Source organism: Paenibacillus sp. PCH8 (assembly GCF_002968835.1).
In the GTDB taxonomy this organism is placed as follows: Bacteria; Bacillota; Bacilli; order Paenibacillales; family Paenibacillaceae; genus Paenibacillus.
Map to the genome: position 1 here is coordinate 161,767 of NZ_PKQK01000006.1, position 18,299 is coordinate 180,065.

Here is an 18,299-nt window from a genome sequence, read left to right on the forward strand (position 1 = left end):
ATATGGATGAACATATGAAACGAAGATTGGATAAACAGAGACAATTGTTTAAACAGTTGGGTGTGCAGTTAGATGCTTTATCGATTCATGAGAAACAATTCAATTATAAACTTCGTGGTTATGACCCGGATGAGGTGGATGCTTATCTCGATCTGGTGATTAAAGATTACGAACGTTTCTATGCCAATATTGCAGACTTGATGGACAAATGGCAAGAACAGCAGTTAACGATTCGTGATCTTAAGTCGTCCGCAAAACCGGTTGAAGATCCGACCAAGATTGATCGCAAACAGCTGGACGATATTGTGAAACAACTCGAATACAGTGTGCGACAACTCAAGATCAGAGCACGTCCTGAGCCGGATCTGTTCACTGAATAATGTCGGTATGATATTAAATCAGCATTTTGCATAATTCAATCATTATCGTTTGCTGATTGGAAGGCGCTCTTTGAGAATTATGCAAAATGCTCAAATAAAGGTGGTTAATCATGAGTACTCATTTTTCGGTCAGTGTGCATTGTTTGTTGTTACTGTCTCTCAGCGCGCCTGAACGAATCACGTCTGCAGAGATTGCAGGTAGTGTGAATACCAATCCTGTCGTGGTCAGACGTATTCTGGGCGGGTTGAAAAAGGCGGAACTTGTGAACTCTTCTCCGGGAACCCGAGGATTCTACTTGGCGAAGCCATCGAGTGAAATTACATTAGCCATGATCTATCAGGCTGCCAAGGATGAAGGCCCATTGTTCCCCATTCACGGTAATTGTAATCCCGATTGCGAGGTAGGGCTGCACATTGACGGTTTGCTGACCAACCTGTACATGGTAGCTGAGTCTAAGGTGGAGCAATTTTTTGCATCCATTACACTCGAAGACATGGAACGTTCATCTTCCCAGATGGAAGTTGTTCCATCTCAGTCAGAGTAGAGCGCAGTAATACGTAAAAAGGAAGGAGGGTTGTCAGATGAAAATTATCGTTATTTCCGACACACATTTATCGCGAAAATCACGCAAGTTACCGACACTTCTTCTGGATGTACTACCGGGTGCCGATCTTATTCTTCATGCTGGTGACTGGTCGGATTGGAGTGTATACCCATTGCTCAGCGAGTACGCACCGGTTGAAGGAGTAGCGGGTAATACAGATCCGTCCGAAATCGTGGAGAAACTAGGCTATTCCCGCATTGTTGAAGCGGAGGGACTTCGTCTAGGTCTTGTACATGGTCATCAAGGGTCAAAGGGTACCGAGCAGAATGCGATTCATACCTTTGCAGGTCAGCAGGTCGATGCTGTAATCTATGGACATTCACACATCCCAGTGATGCATACGGTGGACAACATGCTCGTATTTAATCCTGGATCACCCACGGATCGGCGTTTTCAGAAGCAGTATTCATTTGGAATCATGACGATCGATCAAGGGAAGATACAGGCTGAGCACGTATTTTTTGACAAGGACTAGGTGCATATGCAGAGGTCACACGCAGGTCGAAATTAGAATCAGAATCAGTGGCTTGTCACTGGCAGGATAGATCATAGGGTTATTTTTGTAAAAGGCATCTTTGGAACAGAACCAGATTCTGTTTCAGGGATGTCTTTTTTGGTTTTGGGTCATAAAATTCTGTCAGGAAGTTATCTCTGAATGGGTAATGTGCTCTGTTCGTTATCTGTCATTCATCTGTTGGCGTTCTCCCCTATGGAGATGATCTATGGAGTGATACAATGCCTTTACACCCCAAATGAATACGTTTACATAAGGAGATGGATCATGATGAAATTGTCTGTATTCACCGTGGCTACCCCTGACTTGAATGCAGAAGAATTGGCAGTGGCCGCGGAGGCAGCGGGGATCGATGGGATGGAATGGAGATTCCGAGGAATCCCAGAAGACGCTATGTCGGAGAAGCCTTCCTATTGGAGAAATAATCGATGCTCGATCGACCCGAGTCAGTGGGAGGAACAGATTCCTGTATTCCGTGAAGCTGCGTTAAGGCAGGGCCGAAAATCGATTGCATTGGTGCCGTATCTGGGCTGCGGGGATCTTCCTGCCACGGAACAAGCATTCCAGGCTGCAACTGCGCTTGGGGCTTCCATGATGCGTGTGGGCGTTCCCGGATATGATCGCAAGACTAACTATACCGAGTTGTATCGCAAAGCAGTGCATTATCTGAATGAAGTTCAGGACATGGCCAAGCAATACAACGTTCAAGCCATAATAGAGACGCATCATCAGACCATTGCACCAACCGCATCTCTGGCGTATCGACTTGTAGAGTCACTAGACCCACAACATGTTGGTGTATTATACGACCCAGGTAATATGGTGCATGAAGGATACGAGAATCATCGGATGGGACTTGAGCTGCTTGGCCCTTATCTGGCCCATGTACATGTGAAGAATGCCGGGTGGTTTGCAGCCAAGTCCGATGATACTGATCAGCTTGGTGAGACGGAAAAGAACACAGGGAATAAGCTCAGTACAGACTGGAAATGTCACTGGACCCCTTTGACTGAAGGCATGGTGGATTGGGTGCAGATGGTTCGTGATCTGAGAGCCGTCGGTTATGACGGATATTATGGAATTGAGGACTTTAGTGGTGCCTTGGAATCCAAGGCGATGCTACAGCATTTTGCAGACGTGTTCGCGGAAATTGAGCGTCGAGTTAATGAGGAGGAACAGGCATGAGTATCGTTCGGGTAGCAGTTATTGGTATGGGGAACATGGGGCAGCACATGCCAGAACCATCGTGGCGGGAGATGTGCCTGGTGCGGAACTGGTCGCTGTATGTGATGTAAGAAGAGAAATGGAGAGCTGGGTATCCAGTCATCTGCCGGCTTCGGTCACCTATTGGCAGGATGCGGAGCAGATGATGGCTTCGGGTACGATTGATGCGGTTATTATTGCGACACCACATTATGATCATCCGGAACAGGCGATTCAGGCTTTCCAGCATGGCTTGCATGTCATGATTGAGAAGCCGGCTGGCGTGTATACGAAACAGGTTCGCAAGATGAATGAAGCGGCTGCGGCGAGCGGCAAAGTGTTCTCCATGATGTATAACCAACGGACGAATCCGCTCTATATCAAGCTTCGAGATTTGATTGCTTCAGGAGAACTGGGGAGATTCGGCGTACCAACTGGATTATTACGAATTGGTATCGTTCCCAAAGTTATTACGATTCCGGCGGTTGGCGGGCGACATGGGCAGGTGAAGGAGGCGGTGTGCTGATTAATCAGGACCCACACCAACTGGATCTGTGGCAGTGGACCATCGGCATGATGCCGGTGCGCATGCGTGCATTCTGTTCATTCGGTAAATACCGAAATATTGAAGTGGAAGATGATGTAACGGCTTATGTGGAATATGAAAATGGAGCGACAGGTGTGTTCGTTACCACAACTGGCGAAGCACCAGGTACCAATCGATTCGAGGTCAATGGAGACCGCGGCAAAATCGTGATTGAGGACGGCACGCTCACCTTCTGGCGGTTACGGGAATCTGAGCCTGAATTCAATCAGAGATTTACCGGAGGTTTCGGACAGCCGGAATGCTGGAAATGCGAGATTCCGATTACGGGTGTGGAGACAGGTCACCCGGGTCTGATTCGCAACTGGGTTGATGCGATTCGTACAGGCGCACCACTTATTGCTCCTGGTGAGGATGGTATACACGGATTAACATTGTCGAATGCGATGCTGCTGTCCACCTGGGCGGATAACTGGGTGGATCTGCCGATCGATGAGGATCTGTTCTATGAGCATTTACAGGAACGTATTGCGAGTTCAACGACGAAGAAGGACCAGGATTACAGCAGCGGTCAGCCCGCTGATCTGACCCAAACATTCAAGTGAAGTGAAATGGTTACATCAAACTGAACTTAGGGCGAGTACAAGATAACGGAACCGATAAATGGAAAATTCAACTGGAGAGGCGGAGAAGGATATGGCTAAAGACGGTATGTTTTATGCACCAAAGAGTGTGAAGAAAGAGGTAGTATGCGGTCCAGGCGAATTTGTCATTGCAGCGGTTGCATTGGATCACGGGCACATCTATGGCATGGTAGGAGCCCTGGTAGAAGCGGGCGCAACGCTCAAATGGGTATATGATCCAGACCCGGCGAAGGCGGAGGCATTCCGTAAGCAGTTTCCGCAGGTACAGGTTGCTTCTTCGGAAGCAGAAGTGCTCGCAGATGATGAGGTATTGCTGGTGGCGAGTGCAGCTATCCCCTCGGATCGTGCACCGCTTGGCATGAGAGTGCTGGCTTCGGGCAAGGATTATTTTACAGATAAAGCCCCGTTTACGACGATGGAGCAATTGAACCTTGCACGAGAAGAAGTGAAACGAACCGGCAAAAAGTACATGGTCTATTACAGCGAACGGCTACATGTCGAAAGTGCAATCTATGCAGGGCAGCTCATTGAACAGGGTGCAATTGGCAAAGTAGTGCAAGTCATGGGCACAGGCCCCCATCGCTTGAATGCCGGAGGCCGGCCGGACTGGTTCTTCAAGCATGAGCAGTATGGCGGTATTCTCTGTGACATTGGCAGTCACCAGATTGAACAATTCCTGACCTTTGCTTCATGTAGCGATGCAGAGGTGGCTTTCAGCCGGGTGAATAATTTCAATCATCCACAGTTCCCTGAACTGGAAGATTTCGGCGAAGCTTCTCTTATTGGCGATAACGGAGCATCCGGTTACTTCCGTGTAGACTGGTTCACACCGGATGGTCTGGGTACATGGGGCGATGGACGTACAGTTATATTGGGCACCGACGGTTATATCGAGCTGCGGAAGTATATTGATGTGGCGAGAGAGCCAGAAGGAGATCAGGTCTATCTGGTCAATCATGAAGGTGAGTTTAGATACAGCGTGAAGGGCAAGGTGGGTTATCCGTTCTTCGGTCAGCTCATCCGCGATTGCCTGGATCGTACCGAGACAGCGATGACACAAGAACACGCATTTAAAGCGGCAGAACTCTGCCTGATTGCACAGCATAAAGCGATGAGCGAGCGTGTGGTGTGGAGTGGCGGAGGGAAGTAATAGTTAGGTGGAGTAAAGTACAGCATAGCGTAGAAAAGTAAAGTAAATGGAGATTAGAGCAGCCCGCATGTTAACTGCGCCTACCTGGTTAGTTGTTTCTAACCAATGGGTGCGGTTCAGGGGCTGTTTTTCCTTTGTCTGTGACTTCGCAGATGGAACAAGTTGGGTTATATTAGATGTAGTACGGATATGGATGGAGGAGAGAGGGATATACGAACTTCGTGAATATGATGTTATCGGAACAGACTTGCAATAGGGTTAAAAACCATGAATAAATCAGACAAAAGGATTGAAAGATCAAAAAACAGATGAACAAAGAGATCGAACAACATGGAAGGACGAAAATGATTTTTAGAAATCAAAGTGAAATATAAAGATCAAGTAACATTAAAAAGATCAAAAGGCATTGGAGTTCCAAGGACATAAAATCGAAGAACCATGAAATTCCAAAAACACATAAAAACCGATCAAGATGAAGGAATGTTTGGTAGAACAAAGAGCAGTGTGTAGTAGATTCGAAGAAGACAAGACCGTGCGATAACATAATATTCAAGCAGCGGCTCCGATGGAGCCTTGGTCTACGGGAAGGAATTCGGAGAAGCATTTCAGCAGACAACCCCTTCGGGGTTCATGAATACAGAAACGTTATCGGAAATTGCTGTACGACTATTAATAAAATCAGCGGAGGCTAAATCTTTGTCGACATGGAATGAATTAGAGAAGCAATTCAAAGAACTAGCACCAAGTTTTCAGTTTTCAAGACTAGATATACAGTGGGGAGATTCAGGAGAGCATTTTCGAATTGCTGGAACTACAGATAGGCTCTCAGTTGAACGATTTGAAATATTAGCTCAAATAGCTGGATCAAAACTTAATAACTCAGTTTACTCTCAAGAATATCCAGAAATTATGGATGAAACTAATGCTCTATTCAGATGGTACAAAGCATTATGGAAGATTGGTAATAATCTAGAGTTTGGATTTATGGGAAATATGATGAATGATGAGGAAGAGGTTATTGGCAATATATATACAGGGACAATACAACATTTTATTAAAGCCTCAGAAGTACTATGTTTTAGATTATCTTCACTAGAAAGTATAAGTGTTCAGGAAATACCTCGGGAAAGACCGCCACATTCACTAAATACTCTCCATCCTAGAATCGTTAGAATATCAAAAGCTCTGTATATGGATGGTCATTTTCGGGGGCAATACTAGATGCATATATTGATTTAATTAACCGAGTTAAACAGATCTCAGGAAGATCAGATTTAGATGGCAGTCCATTAATGCAACAGGTATTCTCTCCGAGAAACCCACAAATAATATTATCTGACGATCAGGACGAACAACAAGGTTTTATGTGGCTATTTGCGGGAGCAGTAATGGCTATAAGGAATCCCAAAGCTCATAAGATAACTGATGTCACAGACCCACAAAGAACTTTAGAATGGTTGAGCTTTGCATCAGTTCTTCATAGAGTGTTAGATGATATAGAGAATCTGAGCAATTCATAGAGGACAGCAACATCCGATAACATCATATCCACGCATCGGAGCCTTACGGCTCCTCGGTCCGCCCTAAGAAGATTAGCAGAGGAGTGGAATCAGGCGGACACATCCGCACCAACTAACCGCATCGCGGCCGCGCTCCCGTTGGTTCGCTTAAGTCGGTGGGACGTCGTGGATAAAGGAACGTTAGGTGAAATACTAGCAAAATATATTAAGGAGGAATATCATTGAAAGAATTTCAACCTTATCAAGTATATCTTAGTAATAATAAATCGATTCAAGAATTTGAAAAACTGACGGAAATATCTTATGGGATTGCACAACAACTCCTATTTTAATATCCTAAGGATGCTCTATTGCCACTAGATAAAACTAATATTGATAAGGATCATATTTCATACAGTTCTGCAGATGTGAAGCGTACAAAAAGTGAACTGATTTGTGGATGGTTAACCTTTCATGAATACGCTTCGAAACTTGAAATTGATAATTATGAAACTTTTACTCAGAACGCTCTGAACGGAGAATATGGACCAATTGAAATTCATCCGAAGACGAGGGAAAAACTTTTAATTTGGCCGAGTGAATACTCTAGTAAGAGTAAAGAAGAATTACCTGAACCTGGAACATATAAGGTTGGAGTCAATATGGAAGTTGCCGCAAGTTCTACAATTGAACTTGATCCGAGAGATACTCAAAATTTCATCATTATACAGCAACAATTTTTAAATATAGCTCACTCACTTGGTGAGATTGAAGAAGTACAGAATAGATCAAATGAAATGCTTTATAGAAGTTGCTTCATTTTGAGATGGGTTGCTTTTGAGAGTTTCTTACGAGAATCTGTATTTGAATTATATAAAAGCAATCCTAAAAAAGTACTTTCAAATAAAATGAGAAAAAAGAATACAGTTACATATGAGGAATTACTATTAATGTCAAATGAATTTAATTCAGCAGAATTATTATTGCAAAACTTGATTGAGAAAGAAATACAACTACAAGAGAGTGAAGGTAAATCAATTCATGGATTAATAAACTTCTTGAAAGATGAATTTTTGGATAAACAAGATCCGTATGTTAGCAGTTATGTATTTAAAGGTGAAAGAAAGAAAACTCATTATAATGATTTGATGATGTTTAAAGATACAAGGAATGTATTAATGCATGACGCGGGGTATTATAGTCCAGTATTTAATTCTTTATATCCAGAAGTTCCTGTTCGAGATGGAATGGTAGTAATTACAGAAAATTTCTATTTAAAGTCTCAATTAATTATTGATTCAGTGGCTCATAAAATATCCGTATTGATTAATAAGGAATTGAAGCAAAATCATGAGGGCTAATACCTCACCTAACACCATATTCACGCATCGGGCATTCGCCCTTGGTCCGGCACGAAGTAAGAAGTGGAATCAGAGAGGCATTTCAGCAGCGGGGAAGTTGGAGCAGCCGGACACATCCGCACCGACTAAGCGCATCGCGCCCGGCGACATTCGTCGCCTTAAGTCGGTGGGACGTCGTGAATACAATAACGTTATACGACAGAATCAAAAACAATAGAAAAGAAAGAGGATCATATGATCCTCTAAATGCTAGAGTTTTGCAATTCGCTGAAGAGTTGTAGAGCGTCTTTGAAACCTTGTATGTAAATACTGCTTTCTAAGATGGATTGAAGAGAAATTTGAGCTTCTTCGTAAAGAAAAACTGTATGTTGAAGTTGATCGGGCAAAGCATCACGTAGTGTTTTAAAATATTGATCTGTCTCCGCAGAAAGCTGATTGTATTCCATATGACATTTCAGAAGCTCAGTATAGAGTAATTCTAGACGTATTCTTATAAGCGGTTCTGTTAGCGATTCTAATGTATTAATCATATAATATTCCTCCTTATAATAACTCTATAAGGTTAAATACAAGGTGAATATTTGGCTCTATAGAGTTAAAACTTCGCTTTTCATTGATGATTACTAATGTGAACGATAAGATAGAACTATGGAGGGGAAAAAATGAACGTAATCAAGTGTAATATAAGAGAACTCATGGCAGAACATCGAATAGATGATATAACAGAATTGATGGTGAGATCGGGCTTAAGTCGGAACTCAATCAACAAGTTATATAGGGAAACGGATATAGAAACAACAAAGCTGGAAACTTTATTCAAGCTATGCGATACATTTAACTGCAAATTATCAGATTTGATTGAATACGTACCTGAGAAAGATAATAATTTTGAATTTAAGAATTAAATTTCCTGAAAAATAACATTCATGCTCCGGCTCTTAAAGGAGTTGGGGCCGTTGCTCGTATTTTGGAAAGTTATTTAGCAGAAAAGTCTACAGTATCTAAAGAAATATAATAAGAAATTGTTTGTGAGGGGGCTTGGAAATCATTCAAGAATATGAATTTGATATTAATGATGATTATTTGGAATTTTATTCGTGCTTTTTGGGTGATGAAGAGCAGGCTCTATCTCTGATAAAAAGGTGCTATAAAGTCACTGAGGTTGATGTTAGGCCAAGAAGAATAGTTAATAATATAGCAAGGCTAATAACACTTGCAGATGATCAAATGAAAATCAGAGGCGGGAGATATGGTATTCAGATATTTTTTTGGATGGTATGTGTAGAAGCTATTTACAATATATCTAAGCCACTAAACCCCAAAAAGGATAAGATTACTACTATAAGAAAGTTCTTTAATGAATCTATTTTAAGAGAAGATCAGTTATTTATTTTGGATCATGTTACTCGTTCAATTGTTGATTATCGATGGAATTATACAAAGCATTTACATATGAATATTATTGCCAATATCTTTTATTTTGTCCGAAATGATTTTGTTCATGAGGGCTCTTACTCCAATTTCCACTTTAAAAGCGAGGGTTCTAGCACAACGATAATGAATTCAATTGTTTTGAAGGAATTTAAAGACGATGTATTTGAAGAAAGGACATATGATGTAACCATTACTTACAGTCAAATGAGGGACATAATTATAAGAGGTTGCATTAATTTTCTTAACAAGCATTTAAAATCATTTAAATAATTGATTGGAAAGAAATTTATTTTAACATAACACTTTACGGCAACCTTTAAGAAGTATTAAAAGCGTCTAAAATTTCCTGATAGGTTCAATTTTGTGGAGAAGTTTGGGTGAAAAGATTAAAAAGGAGTGATTAAAATCTATACCCCATTCAGAAATAACATAAGTGATCCAAATAAATATCTATATCATTACACAACTTCAAATACTGCACTTCAATACATTCTTGCAAACGCCGAATTGCGGTTTAGCCCATTGAATAAAACGAATGATCCGAAAGAATCAATAGATTGGGAGTTCAATTACAGACTCGATTCCAATAATCGAGATGCAGATTTTCCGCCAATAGCTGATTTATTTAAAGATAAACTGCAACACCACTGTAAAGTTGTTTGCTTTACTAGAGATGATCCAAAAAAATTTAACACAGGGCATTCTTTGATTATACACAGAGGATACTGTCGCCCTAGAATGTGGGCTCAGTATGCAGAAAACCATGCTGGTATTTGCTTGGTTTTTGATAAACAAAAACTGAATGATTCGATTTTAAGTCAATTAAACTTTTTGGGAGATATCTATCAAGGCTCTATTAAATATAAGGACTTTGTCGGACAATCTGATGCTTTTTCGTTGGATTGCAGCAAAATTCTTAAACTTGGCGCACAAGAATTTTTTAACTATCATACTAGAAAATACTTGAAACCTTTGATCTTTGAGAAACAAGTAGATTGGAAATCAGAACTAGAATATAGTTGGGCGCTTATAAGCGCATCGATAACTTATGAATACTTCTCTATTGAAGAAGCGATCTGTGGTGTGGTTTTGGGAGAAGACTTCCCTGTAGATAGTATTTCTGATGTTTTAAAATTCACAAAACTCTATCGAGTACCTGTGGTTCAGCTTGAATGGCGTAACGGATACCCTGCTCCCACAACCCTTGAAGGATTTATAATGGAGTCGAAAACCTTCGGCTAATATCACATACAGAGTATTGCTGGCATTTCTATATCTGAGAAAGTTAAGCGAGGGCAGACTCAAGAAGCGATTCCGTCGTATAACATAATATTCAAGCAACGGTTCTTAACAGATCCTTGGTCTGCTGGATGAATTTTGTGGAAGCGTTTCAGCAGACACATCCGACTTCGTCGGACGTCATGAATACAGGAACGTTAGACGAAATATGTGCAAGATAGAACAATTAAAAGATCATACTCAAAATAAAACAGTTTAATGGAGGTATATCTAGTGCTGATATTAGAGCGAGCAATAAAAAATGATGCACAAAAACTTAAAGAAATACAAAAGGCCAGCTTTGATGATGAATCAAAACAATTTAATGGTAATGTAGTTGGTGGACCAGTAGGATATGACTCCATAAGTTGGCAAGAAGAGATGATGCAAAACTGTGAATATTTCAAGATACTCTATAATGGAGAAATAATAGGGGGAGCAATAATAGTTATAGAAAGCAATCAAGTACATAATCTTGGAAGGATTTTTATTGATCCAAACTTTCAAAATCAAGGAATCGGTATGAAAGTAATGAAAGAAATTGAAAAAAAATTTCCGGATAGCACTAAGTGGTGGCTTGATACTCCAAACTGGAGTACCAAGAATCATCACTTTTATGTAAGATGTGGGTTTACCAAAGTTGGAGAGGAAGGTGACTTATATATTTTTGAGAAGAAATAATAGATTTTCTTATGACTTAATCAATGGAGGCACAGTCATCGTCTAACAACGTATTTACGCTATGAAGCCTAACGACTCCTTGGATTGCTAAGAAGGTAAGGAGCCAGGAAGCGGAATCAGGCAATCAACCTCTGTGAGCCTAAGTCTGGCGACCCGTTCGCGTTGCTCACTTAAGGCTCTCGGGTTCGTAAATACAAGAACGTTAGGCGAAATGCTGAAGTATAATTTTTAAAACAAAAGGAGATCAAATGCAAATTAGACTAGCTGAAAAATCAGATGTAGAATCGTTAATTCAAATGAGATTAGATTTTACAATAGAATACAATCTGAATCTTAAAATGACAAACAGACTTTATCAAGAATACTATAGTGAAATTAATGACTTTTTAATTAATGCAATAGAGTCTAATCAATGGTTTATTTGGGTAGCTGAAGTGGAAGAGAAAATAGTATCGCATATATTTTTGGAACTTATAAATAAAGTTCCACGACCAGGAAAGAAAACTAACCCATTTGTATATATGACGAATGTCTACACATTACCATCTCATAGAGGAAAAGGAATTGGTTCAAAACTTTTAGATGGTATTAAAGAATGGTCAATTAGTAATAAATATGAGTTTATAATAGTCTGGCCAAGTGATACTAGTATAGATTTTTATAAGAAAAATGAATATAAACATTGTAAAGAACCTATGGAAATGATGCTTGATTAAAGATCTTGAGTTTGAGGGGTTGACTGAACGCGCTTCGCCTAACATCATATCCACGCATTGGGCCTGTAGGCCCTCGGTCCGCGAGAAGCGATCAACAGGGAGGGGAGTGGTTTCAGCGGACACATCCGCACCGACTAACCGCATCGCGGCCGCTCCCGTTAATCGCTTAAGTCGGTGGGACGTCGTGGATACAGGAACGTTAGATGAAATCAGCGCAAAAACAAAAAAAACGAAAGCAATTCCTATCAGTCAATTCAACTAACGGGCAGGATAGTTTAATCATTTTCACGAATATAATTCATCTATGTTCCTTAAATTAATCAGCAAACCGTAAGAAAGAACGTTTCGTTTAAAAAATATGGAAAAACGTTGAACAGATGAAAGGGGGATATTTCAATGCAATTCAAGATGTATATGGATGTGCATGAGTTTTACAATGATACCTATGACGTGCTGATGCGTCATGAAGCACAAAATTTGATTCCTCTTGGCAATATCATAATTGGGCATGAAGGAAAAGACAAAACAGATTGGCGTGACCCTGTAAGTTGGCTTATGGCAACTATTTCGGATGCTAAAGGCATACAACTTACCGCAATAATGACACCGCCACACAATATTACGCTTTATGCAACAGACAACATAATTAACCCAGAAGCTATAAACTGTCTGATAGATGGGCTGAATGACCGTGAAATTCCAGGTGTGATAACCGAAAAAACCTTGGCAGAGTATTTTGCCAAAGAATATACCTTGCGCAAGGGAATAACCTATAAAACAACCATGAGCCAACGTATATATGAACTTACAGCAGTAAATCCAGACTTTCAAAAGATTGGTATCGTTCGATTGCTAGATGAAAAGGATATTCACTTTTTCCCGTACTGGGCTGAAGCATTTTATGCAGCGGGGAGTTATGGCAAAACAGAAATGTCCATCCCGCAAGATGCAGAGCCTTACCTCTACCGAATAGCATCGAAAAAACTCTATATTTTAGAGGACAAAGGGATACCCGTTGCTATGGCAGGATATACAAGGGAAATGCAGACGGCTATTGGTGTGGCATTTGTATATACCCCCCATATGAGCGCAGGAAGGGTTACGCTACTTCAATTGTGACGCAAATAAGCCAACTTGCATTGGATAAAGGGTTTACTAAGTGCGTCTTATATACGGACTTAGAAAATCCTACATCTAATAGCATCTATCGAAAAATAGGATATATGCCAATTTGTGATTCGCTCCAGCTAAAATTCGAATATTAGAATGATGTGGACCGAACTTCTACTAAAGTAGAAATAAGAGCATAGAAAATTATTTTATTCATAGATTTGATGGATCAACATCTTTAAAGTACAATGCTGATTTTGGATTATTAAGTACAAGACATTAATAATTGAATGGGATGAATTAATAGATAAAGCTTGGTTTGAAAGATAGTTAAGTAAGAAAATGTAGTAGTTCAAGGAAGTCGCCGACATTGTTATAACACTGTATTCACGCATTCGGGACATTCGGCCCTTGGTCCGACAGAGGCAGTTCATGGGAATTAGGAGCAGCCGGACAACCCTGCACTGGCTAAGTCCATCGGACTCGCGCTTACGCCAGTGAAGGTTCGTAAATACAGGAACGTTATACGACAGAACCTTAAGTACATTGAAAAGACAAGGAGACAAGAAGATGAATTCAAAACCTCAGCTTGTACTGATTTGGCTGGTGTATTAGTAAGCAATTTCTCATCAAGTTTTTGGTTTAGACTATCCGAAGGTACTAACATTTCATTTCAAGATATTAAGGAACAATTTGATGAAGTATCAATTTTGGATTTGGTTGAGTAACCGAATAGACCGGATTAATAAAGAAGAAGCACGAGAGATGTTAATAAAATCGCTGGAACCACTTCCTGCAATGGAACACTTGGCACGATGGAGTCGTATCGCTGATATCCACATATTAAGTAATTACTGCAAAGAATGGTTGTCTAGAATAGAACCGTATATAAAGAGCATCACAATATAATTTTCATCGTCTAACAACGTATTTACGCTGCGATTGACTACGCCGACCTTGGTCTGCCTGAGGCATTTCGGAGAAGTGGGTTCAGGCAGACACCCCTGCATCACCTAAGTCCGTCGGACCCGGCAGCTATGCTGACTTAAGACGATGAGGGTTCGAGAATATAAGAACGTTATGCGCCATTACCGGTAAATATTAAAGATAATATTTATTTAAGGAGATAATTTATGAAAGGTAAGATACTCTTATTATTTTTTATTACGATAATGTTTTCATCTTGTCAAAATAGTAGTCAATCGACTACTTTGAACAGCGAAACTAATTCAATAATGAATTCTGAACTGCCTCCTGATGTAGTGAGTACAGGTAATGGAACAGAATCGAAAGAAATAACTGAAGGTCGATCAGATCCTTCTAACAATGAAGTATTATCCATGAGCATTGGGAACTACGATTTGAAAGGAGAATTTTATGATGAAATGCTTCGAAATCCTATAGATCATGATTATGAAGTGGAATTCAATGAATTTCAAAATTCCAAAGAGATTATTACAACATTGGTATTGGGGGCGTTGGAAAGTAAATATATAGAGATTTGGGATAAAGAGTTGAATCAAATATATAAAAAGCTTCTTTCTAAGTTGGATAGAGAACCAAGAGAAGCACTAATGGAATCGCAGAAAGAATGGTTACAGTATCACTTACGGGAAACAAAATTTGTAGAGAAGACATTTATTAATAATGGTTACCTTGGATCACAAGGATCGGTAAGCCTAGGCACGGTTATACGGGAGAGAATTAGGGAAAGAACAATGCAATTATTTGAATATCGATATTTGCTAGATGGTGAAGTTGAGTTTGTATACCAAAATAAAAAATAGAGTTGGAATCTTGATCAAAGGTTTTTAGGCGATGCTTCGAAGACAGTAACGGCGCATAACAATGTATTCACGCTGTGGGGCTACCACCCCTTGGTCTTCAGATGTATAATCATGGAAGAACACTCAGACAACAAACGACCCAGCCTAAGATAAGAGCTATCTAAAGCTGGGTCGTTTCGTGAATACAAGAACGTTATGCGAAACAGTTTTAGAAAAAGAACAGAGTATTTTAAGGAGAGAATTGGATGAGCAAGTATAATCAAGCAGCCATTAGAGCTGTAGAATTAATACATCAAAACATTAACAATTCGCCTGGTAGAGCATGGGAAATTGCAACAGCAGAATTATTTGGTGAAGGAACTTGGGGAGCTAAAAAAGGATGTCCTAAGAATGCGTTTCTTGGCTTATGCGAAGAAGGTTATGTAAAAGGTGTGTCTACAGGAATTTATAATTCAAGAAAAAACTTAAAGAATAAAGGATATGTAATAAAAGCTTTAAGTATAGTACAGAAACAACCTGATTTATTGGACGATAAAAAGAAACTTTGGAATCAAGTGACGGAAGGGAATAGAATGTCTCATAACTATCAACTAAATGTATTGGAAGCACTTTGGAAAAGCAATTACATACAGATTTGAGAGCTAATTCAAAGCTGGAAACTGCATCGCATAACATAATATTCACGCTGCGGGCATACGCCCTGGATCCGACATTCGCCGGACTCAGCATAGCTGAGTCGTGAATACAGGAACGTTAGCAGAAATCAGGGGAATGCTTAATTAAATTATAAAGATTAGATAAACTGTTATTTAAGGACGGGGATTTCAATGAGTAGATTGTTACTAACCTCTTGTGGTTTTTATACTGAAGATATTAAAAATCAATTTTTGGAGTTTATTGATGGAGATATTTCTCAATTAAAGGTCTCAATTATTACAACAGCATCCCCTAGAAAAGAAACTAATAGATATGCACAAAGAGCATTGCAAGAGTTTAAGGACATGGGATTTCAGCATATCAATTTTGTAGATATTGAATTTGATGATCCGCAAATTCTCTTACATAGAGATGTTATATATATCAATGGTGGAAATCCATTTACATTATTGTATTACGCTAAGAAAAGTGGTGCTGATGAAATAATCAGAACACTGGCCGCACAGAATGTAATTATCGTTGGAGTAAGTGCAGGAACGTTATTACTGGGGCCGAATATTAACATTGTGGATTTCTTTACTCCACAGATGAACACAATGAATTTAACGGATTTTAAGGCATTAGGTGTAACCGACAAGCTTATTTTTCCTCACTATGATCGTGAGGACATATTTAAAGATAGTACTAATAAAACAATTGAAGAGAGAATAGTAGAATTTGAATCCAATGAGAACTGTAAGGTGACAAGGCTTAAAGATGATGAATATATCTCAATCTTAATAAACCAAGGACATTGAAGGTCGTATTCTTCGAGTCGCCCCTTTAATCCTCTCGGGTTCGTGAATACAGAAACATTACACGAAATTCCAAAAAGTGCGGAGGAAAATATGAAAGAAGACAACCATTCAATCAGTGTTCAGAACTATAAAGATTTTATTGATGGATTAGTCGAAATTCGGCCTGGAGTATTATCAAGATGGGTATTGACTACTGGGTATGTAGAAGAGAAGGAGATCCGTGGCCGGATTCGGAGAAGTAGTGACGCTTCGTATAACATTATATTCACGCTTCGGACGCTGGCGCAGCCTTAAGTCGGTGAGACGTCGTGAATACAGTAACGTTATGTGAAAGAACCTTAAATCGTAAGAAATGAGGGGGATAAATGAAAATTATAGAAGAAAAGTTCAATCGATATGGTCACCAAGATTACGACAAAGAATATATCAAATGGGGTTTCGATGATCTTGAAACCCAGATCGTCATGGCTGAAAAATTGCAAAGGCTATTCCCCGAGAATTCTACCAAAATTCTGGACATTGCATGTGGAATATCTAGGTATCATCAAGTATGGTTGGAACCAGGTTATGAGGTTATAGGTATAGACATTTCAAATACTTTCATTGAATATTCAAGGGATTACAACAGAGCTTTTGAAAAGGCAAGTTATTTTGTTTGTGATTTTAATGAGTTAAGTTTTGAAAACGAATTTGATGTAGCGATTTGGACTGATCCTGTTGGATTAACAGGGGTATCTACGAATCGAGTGTTCAACGCTTTAAAGCCAACCGGTATCTTTATCTATGAGATGTGGAATGAAAATTATTTTAAATACCATACTGATGAACGACACAATGAATGCCGCACTTGGACATATCGCGATGGAATTTATCGCTTGGTACGACACGAATATAATAGAGCGACATGTGTTTCGGAACACGAAGAGATAATATTTGACATACCCAATGATACGATGATTCATAAGACAGGATTGGGTGCAAAGAATGTAAACAGTTATTGTTATGTACAAATTATGGAGGCTGCAGGTTTTAAGAATGTGCGGTTTGTAGACTATGATGGGCAACCATTTAATACGGAAAACCAACAGATTAAACAGTTTTTTATGATTGGTGAGAAGTGAATACAACAACGTTAGCCGAAAGATATTCTTAGTTTAGGAGGAGTCTATATGATATTAGAAAAAGTTATAAATAGAATTGCCATACAAAGTGAATATAAGGATTTGGTTGATAAGTATATAGATAATATAGTTACCGAATTTAAAGGTAAGGTTCATAGCATTTATATGTGTGGCTCGATTCCAAAAGGAACTGCTAAACCTTTTAAGTCAGATGCAGACTTTACTATTGTATGTGTAAATCCCAAAGATATTGATTACGAAAGATTGTCAAATATCAAAGACAGGCTTTTGGAAGAATATCCAGTCGTAACTAAGATTGATACGACCATTTGCTCGATGGACGATGTATTAAGCAAACCGAATGAGTGGGGTTTTTGGGTTAAGATCATTTGTGTTTGCATGTATGGTGATGACGTTAGTGAAGAAGTACCACCGATAATTATTTCTCCAGAGTTCATTTTAGACTTAAATACAGAGACCAAGGAGGAAGTAGATCGTGTACATCGTTTACTTTCTAATGCTAGTGATAACACAATGAAAACTAGATATATTAAAGGTTACTCTAAGAGATTAATTCGTGCATTATACTCTTTGGTTTTAGAAGATACAGGGGTATGGGAAGATGAAATCATTAAGATGAAGGATGCCATAGTAAACTATTGCTCGATTGACGGCGCTTTAGTTGAGTATCTGTATGCTTGTTACTTGGATAGCGATGTATCTGTTGAAGAGTTTCTGGAAATTGCAGATGAAGTATATCACTATTTTGAGACCGCCTTAAATAGAATGGCTCATTCTAGAACTTCCTCTGGCTAACA

Annotated in this window: 23 protein-coding genes and 1 pseudogene; 23 read left to right on the forward strand and 1 reads right to left on the reverse strand. The window is 39.5% G+C overall.

Annotated features, from left to right (window positions below; all coding sequences use genetic code 11):
* The first annotated feature begins 2 nt into the window (after positions 1-2).
* The 9 genes and pseudogenes from C0Q44_RS26230 (at position 3) to C0Q44_RS26270 (ending at position 7,900) form a co-directional block, all read left to right on the forward strand.
* A complete protein-coding gene (locus C0Q44_RS26230; protein WP_105410107.1) occupies positions 3-380 on the forward strand; it encodes a DivIVA domain-containing protein in 378 nt (125 codons plus the stop codon).
* A 110-nt stretch (positions 381-490) separates the two neighbouring features.
* A complete protein-coding gene (locus C0Q44_RS26235) occupies positions 491-925 on the forward strand; it encodes an Rrf2 family transcriptional regulator (RefSeq protein WP_105410108.1) in 435 nt (144 codons plus the stop codon).
* A gap of 37 nt (positions 926-962) precedes the next feature.
* The gene (locus C0Q44_RS26240; RefSeq protein WP_105410109.1) at positions 963-1,460 is read left to right on the forward strand and encodes a metallophosphoesterase family protein; all 498 of its coding nucleotides are present in this window, start codon (positions 963-965) and stop codon (positions 1,458-1,460) included.
* A 309-nt stretch (positions 1,461-1,769) separates the two neighbouring features.
* The gene (locus tag C0Q44_RS26245; protein WP_105410205.1) at positions 1,770-2,684 is read left to right on the forward strand and encodes a sugar phosphate isomerase/epimerase family protein; all 915 of its coding nucleotides are present in this window, start codon (positions 1,770-1,772) and stop codon (positions 2,682-2,684) included.
* A pseudogene (locus tag C0Q44_RS26250) lies at positions 2,681-3,851 on the forward strand (Gfo/Idh/MocA family protein). Before C0Q44_RS26245 ends, C0Q44_RS26250 begins: the two are co-directional and overlap by 4 nt.
* Before the next feature lie 91 nt (positions 3,852-3,942).
* Positions 3,943-5,040: a Gfo/Idh/MocA family protein gene (locus C0Q44_RS26255; protein WP_105410110.1), complete on the forward strand. Its 1,098-nt coding sequence runs from the start codon at positions 3,943-3,945 to the stop codon at positions 5,038-5,040.
* Between the two features lie 630 nt (positions 5,041-5,670).
* Entirely contained in the window at positions 5,671-6,261 is a 591-nt protein-coding gene (locus C0Q44_RS26260) for a hypothetical protein (RefSeq protein WP_181151179.1), read from the forward strand.
* A 35-nt stretch (positions 6,262-6,296) separates the two neighbouring features.
* On the forward strand, positions 6,297-6,560 hold the full coding sequence (locus C0Q44_RS31930; RefSeq protein WP_374955159.1) for a TIGR02391 family protein: 264 nt from the start codon (positions 6,297-6,299) through the stop codon (positions 6,558-6,560).
* 350 nt (positions 6,561-6,910) lie between these two features.
* Positions 6,911-7,900, forward strand: coding sequence for a hypothetical protein (locus C0Q44_RS26270; RefSeq protein WP_105410113.1), 990 nt, complete (start codon positions 6,911-6,913; stop codon positions 7,898-7,900).
* Positions 7,901-8,142: 242 nt separating this feature from the next.
* Here C0Q44_RS26270 and C0Q44_RS26280 read toward each other — a convergent pair whose 3' ends face one another.
* Positions 8,143-8,430 (reverse strand): hypothetical protein, encoded by a 288-nt coding sequence (locus C0Q44_RS26280; RefSeq protein WP_105410115.1) that lies wholly within the window; start codon positions 8,428-8,430, stop codon positions 8,143-8,145.
* 132 nt (positions 8,431-8,562) lie between these two features.
* Here C0Q44_RS26280 and C0Q44_RS26285 point away from each other — a divergent pair, with 132 nt between their 5' ends.
* The 14 genes from C0Q44_RS26285 (at position 8,563) to C0Q44_RS26340 (ending at position 18,297) form a co-directional block, all read left to right on the forward strand.
* Positions 8,563-8,805 carry a helix-turn-helix domain-containing protein gene (locus C0Q44_RS26285; RefSeq protein WP_105410116.1) on the forward strand — a complete coding sequence of 81 codons (243 nt, stop codon included), beginning with the start codon at positions 8,563-8,565 and terminating at the stop codon, positions 8,803-8,805.
* Between the two features lie 133 nt (positions 8,806-8,938).
* Positions 8,939-9,604, forward strand: a complete 666-nt coding sequence (locus C0Q44_RS26290; RefSeq protein ID WP_105410117.1) for a hypothetical protein — start codon at positions 8,939-8,941, stop codon at positions 9,602-9,604.
* Positions 9,605-9,730: 126 nt separating this feature from the next.
* The gene (locus C0Q44_RS26295) at positions 9,731-10,576 is read left to right on the forward strand and encodes a DUF2971 domain-containing protein (RefSeq protein WP_105410118.1); all 846 of its coding nucleotides are present in this window, start codon (positions 9,731-9,733) and stop codon (positions 10,574-10,576) included.
* A gap of 270 nt (positions 10,577-10,846) precedes the next feature.
* A complete protein-coding gene (locus tag C0Q44_RS26300; protein ID WP_105410119.1) occupies positions 10,847-11,293 on the forward strand; it encodes a GNAT family N-acetyltransferase in 447 nt (148 codons plus the stop codon).
* A gap of 248 nt (positions 11,294-11,541) precedes the next feature.
* Positions 11,542-12,009 carry a GNAT family N-acetyltransferase gene (locus tag C0Q44_RS26305; protein ID WP_105410120.1) on the forward strand — a complete coding sequence of 156 codons (468 nt, stop codon included), beginning with the start codon at positions 11,542-11,544 and terminating at the stop codon, positions 12,007-12,009.
* A gap of 396 nt (positions 12,010-12,405) precedes the next feature.
* A complete protein-coding gene (locus tag C0Q44_RS26310; RefSeq protein ID WP_258166561.1) occupies positions 12,406-13,128 on the forward strand; it encodes a GNAT family N-acetyltransferase in 723 nt (240 codons plus the stop codon).
* Positions 13,080-13,274: a GNAT family N-acetyltransferase gene (locus C0Q44_RS31310; protein WP_258166573.1), complete on the forward strand. Its 195-nt coding sequence runs from the start codon at positions 13,080-13,082 to the stop codon at positions 13,272-13,274. The genes C0Q44_RS26310 and C0Q44_RS31310 overlap by 49 nt, the downstream gene beginning before the upstream one ends.
* A gap of 444 nt (positions 13,275-13,718) precedes the next feature.
* Entirely contained in the window at positions 13,719-13,847 is a 129-nt protein-coding gene (locus C0Q44_RS31315; protein WP_258166562.1) for a hypothetical protein, read from the forward strand.
* A 405-nt stretch (positions 13,848-14,252) separates the two neighbouring features.
* Complete coding sequence (locus tag C0Q44_RS26315; RefSeq protein WP_105410121.1) at positions 14,253-14,906, forward strand: lysozyme inhibitor LprI family protein; 654 nt, start codon at positions 14,253-14,255, stop codon at positions 14,904-14,906.
* 245 nt (positions 14,907-15,151) lie between these two features.
* Positions 15,152-15,544 carry a DUF6979 family protein gene (locus tag C0Q44_RS26320; protein ID WP_105410122.1) on the forward strand — a complete coding sequence of 131 codons (393 nt, stop codon included), beginning with the start codon at positions 15,152-15,154 and terminating at the stop codon, positions 15,542-15,544.
* 189 nt (positions 15,545-15,733) lie between these two features.
* Positions 15,734-16,360, forward strand: a complete 627-nt coding sequence (locus tag C0Q44_RS26325) for a Type 1 glutamine amidotransferase-like domain-containing protein (protein WP_105410123.1) — start codon at positions 15,734-15,736, stop codon at positions 16,358-16,360.
* A gap of 90 nt (positions 16,361-16,450) precedes the next feature.
* On the forward strand, positions 16,451-16,654 hold the full coding sequence (locus C0Q44_RS26330; RefSeq protein ID WP_105410124.1) for a DUF6547 family protein: 204 nt from the start codon (positions 16,451-16,453) through the stop codon (positions 16,652-16,654).
* A 71-nt stretch (positions 16,655-16,725) separates the two neighbouring features.
* The gene (locus C0Q44_RS26335; RefSeq protein ID WP_105410125.1) at positions 16,726-17,481 is read left to right on the forward strand and encodes a class I SAM-dependent methyltransferase; all 756 of its coding nucleotides are present in this window, start codon (positions 16,726-16,728) and stop codon (positions 17,479-17,481) included.
* 48 nt (positions 17,482-17,529) lie between these two features.
* Positions 17,530-18,297 (forward strand): nucleotidyltransferase domain-containing protein, encoded by a 768-nt coding sequence (locus tag C0Q44_RS26340; RefSeq protein ID WP_105410126.1) that lies wholly within the window; start codon positions 17,530-17,532, stop codon positions 18,295-18,297.
* Positions 18,298-18,299: the final 2 nt, after the last annotated feature.

Excerpts from the sequence above, each read along its gene's own strand:
- C0Q44_RS26230 (WP_105410107.1), top strand. The coding sequence starts at position 3 with ATGGATGAACATATGAAACGAAGATTGGATAAACAGAGACAATTGTTT.
- C0Q44_RS26235 (WP_105410108.1), top strand. The coding sequence starts at position 491 with ATGAGTACTCATTTTTCGGTCAGTGTGCATTGTTTGTTGTTACTGTCT.
- C0Q44_RS26240 (WP_105410109.1), top strand. The coding sequence starts at position 963 with ATGAAAATTATCGTTATTTCCGACACACATTTATCGCGAAAATCACGC.
- C0Q44_RS26245 (WP_105410205.1), top strand. The coding sequence starts at position 1,770 with ATGAAATTGTCTGTATTCACCGTGGCTACCCCTGACTTGAATGCAGAA.
- C0Q44_RS26255 (WP_105410110.1), top strand. The coding sequence starts at position 3,943 with ATGGCTAAAGACGGTATGTTTTATGCACCAAAGAGTGTGAAGAAAGAG.
- C0Q44_RS26260 (WP_181151179.1), top strand. The coding sequence starts at position 5,671 with ATGAATACAGAAACGTTATCGGAAATTGCTGTACGACTATTAATAAAA.
- C0Q44_RS26280 (WP_105410115.1), bottom strand. The coding sequence starts at position 8,430 with ATGATTAATACATTAGAATCGCTAACAGAACCGCTTATAAGAATACGT.
- C0Q44_RS26285 (WP_105410116.1), top strand. The coding sequence starts at position 8,563 with ATGAACGTAATCAAGTGTAATATAAGAGAACTCATGGCAGAACATCGA.
- C0Q44_RS26305 (WP_105410120.1), top strand. The coding sequence starts at position 11,542 with ATGCAAATTAGACTAGCTGAAAAATCAGATGTAGAATCGTTAATTCAA.
- C0Q44_RS26310 (WP_258166561.1), top strand. The coding sequence starts at position 12,406 with ATGCAATTCAAGATGTATATGGATGTGCATGAGTTTTACAATGATACC.
- C0Q44_RS26315 (WP_105410121.1), top strand. The coding sequence starts at position 14,253 with ATGAAAGGTAAGATACTCTTATTATTTTTTATTACGATAATGTTTTCA.
- C0Q44_RS26320 (WP_105410122.1), top strand. The coding sequence starts at position 15,152 with ATGAGCAAGTATAATCAAGCAGCCATTAGAGCTGTAGAATTAATACAT.
- C0Q44_RS26325 (WP_105410123.1), top strand. The coding sequence starts at position 15,734 with ATGAGTAGATTGTTACTAACCTCTTGTGGTTTTTATACTGAAGATATT.
- C0Q44_RS26330 (WP_105410124.1), top strand. The coding sequence starts at position 16,451 with ATGAAAGAAGACAACCATTCAATCAGTGTTCAGAACTATAAAGATTTT.
- C0Q44_RS26335 (WP_105410125.1), top strand. The coding sequence starts at position 16,726 with ATGAAAATTATAGAAGAAAAGTTCAATCGATATGGTCACCAAGATTAC.
- C0Q44_RS26340 (WP_105410126.1), top strand. The coding sequence starts at position 17,530 with ATGATATTAGAAAAAGTTATAAATAGAATTGCCATACAAAGTGAATAT.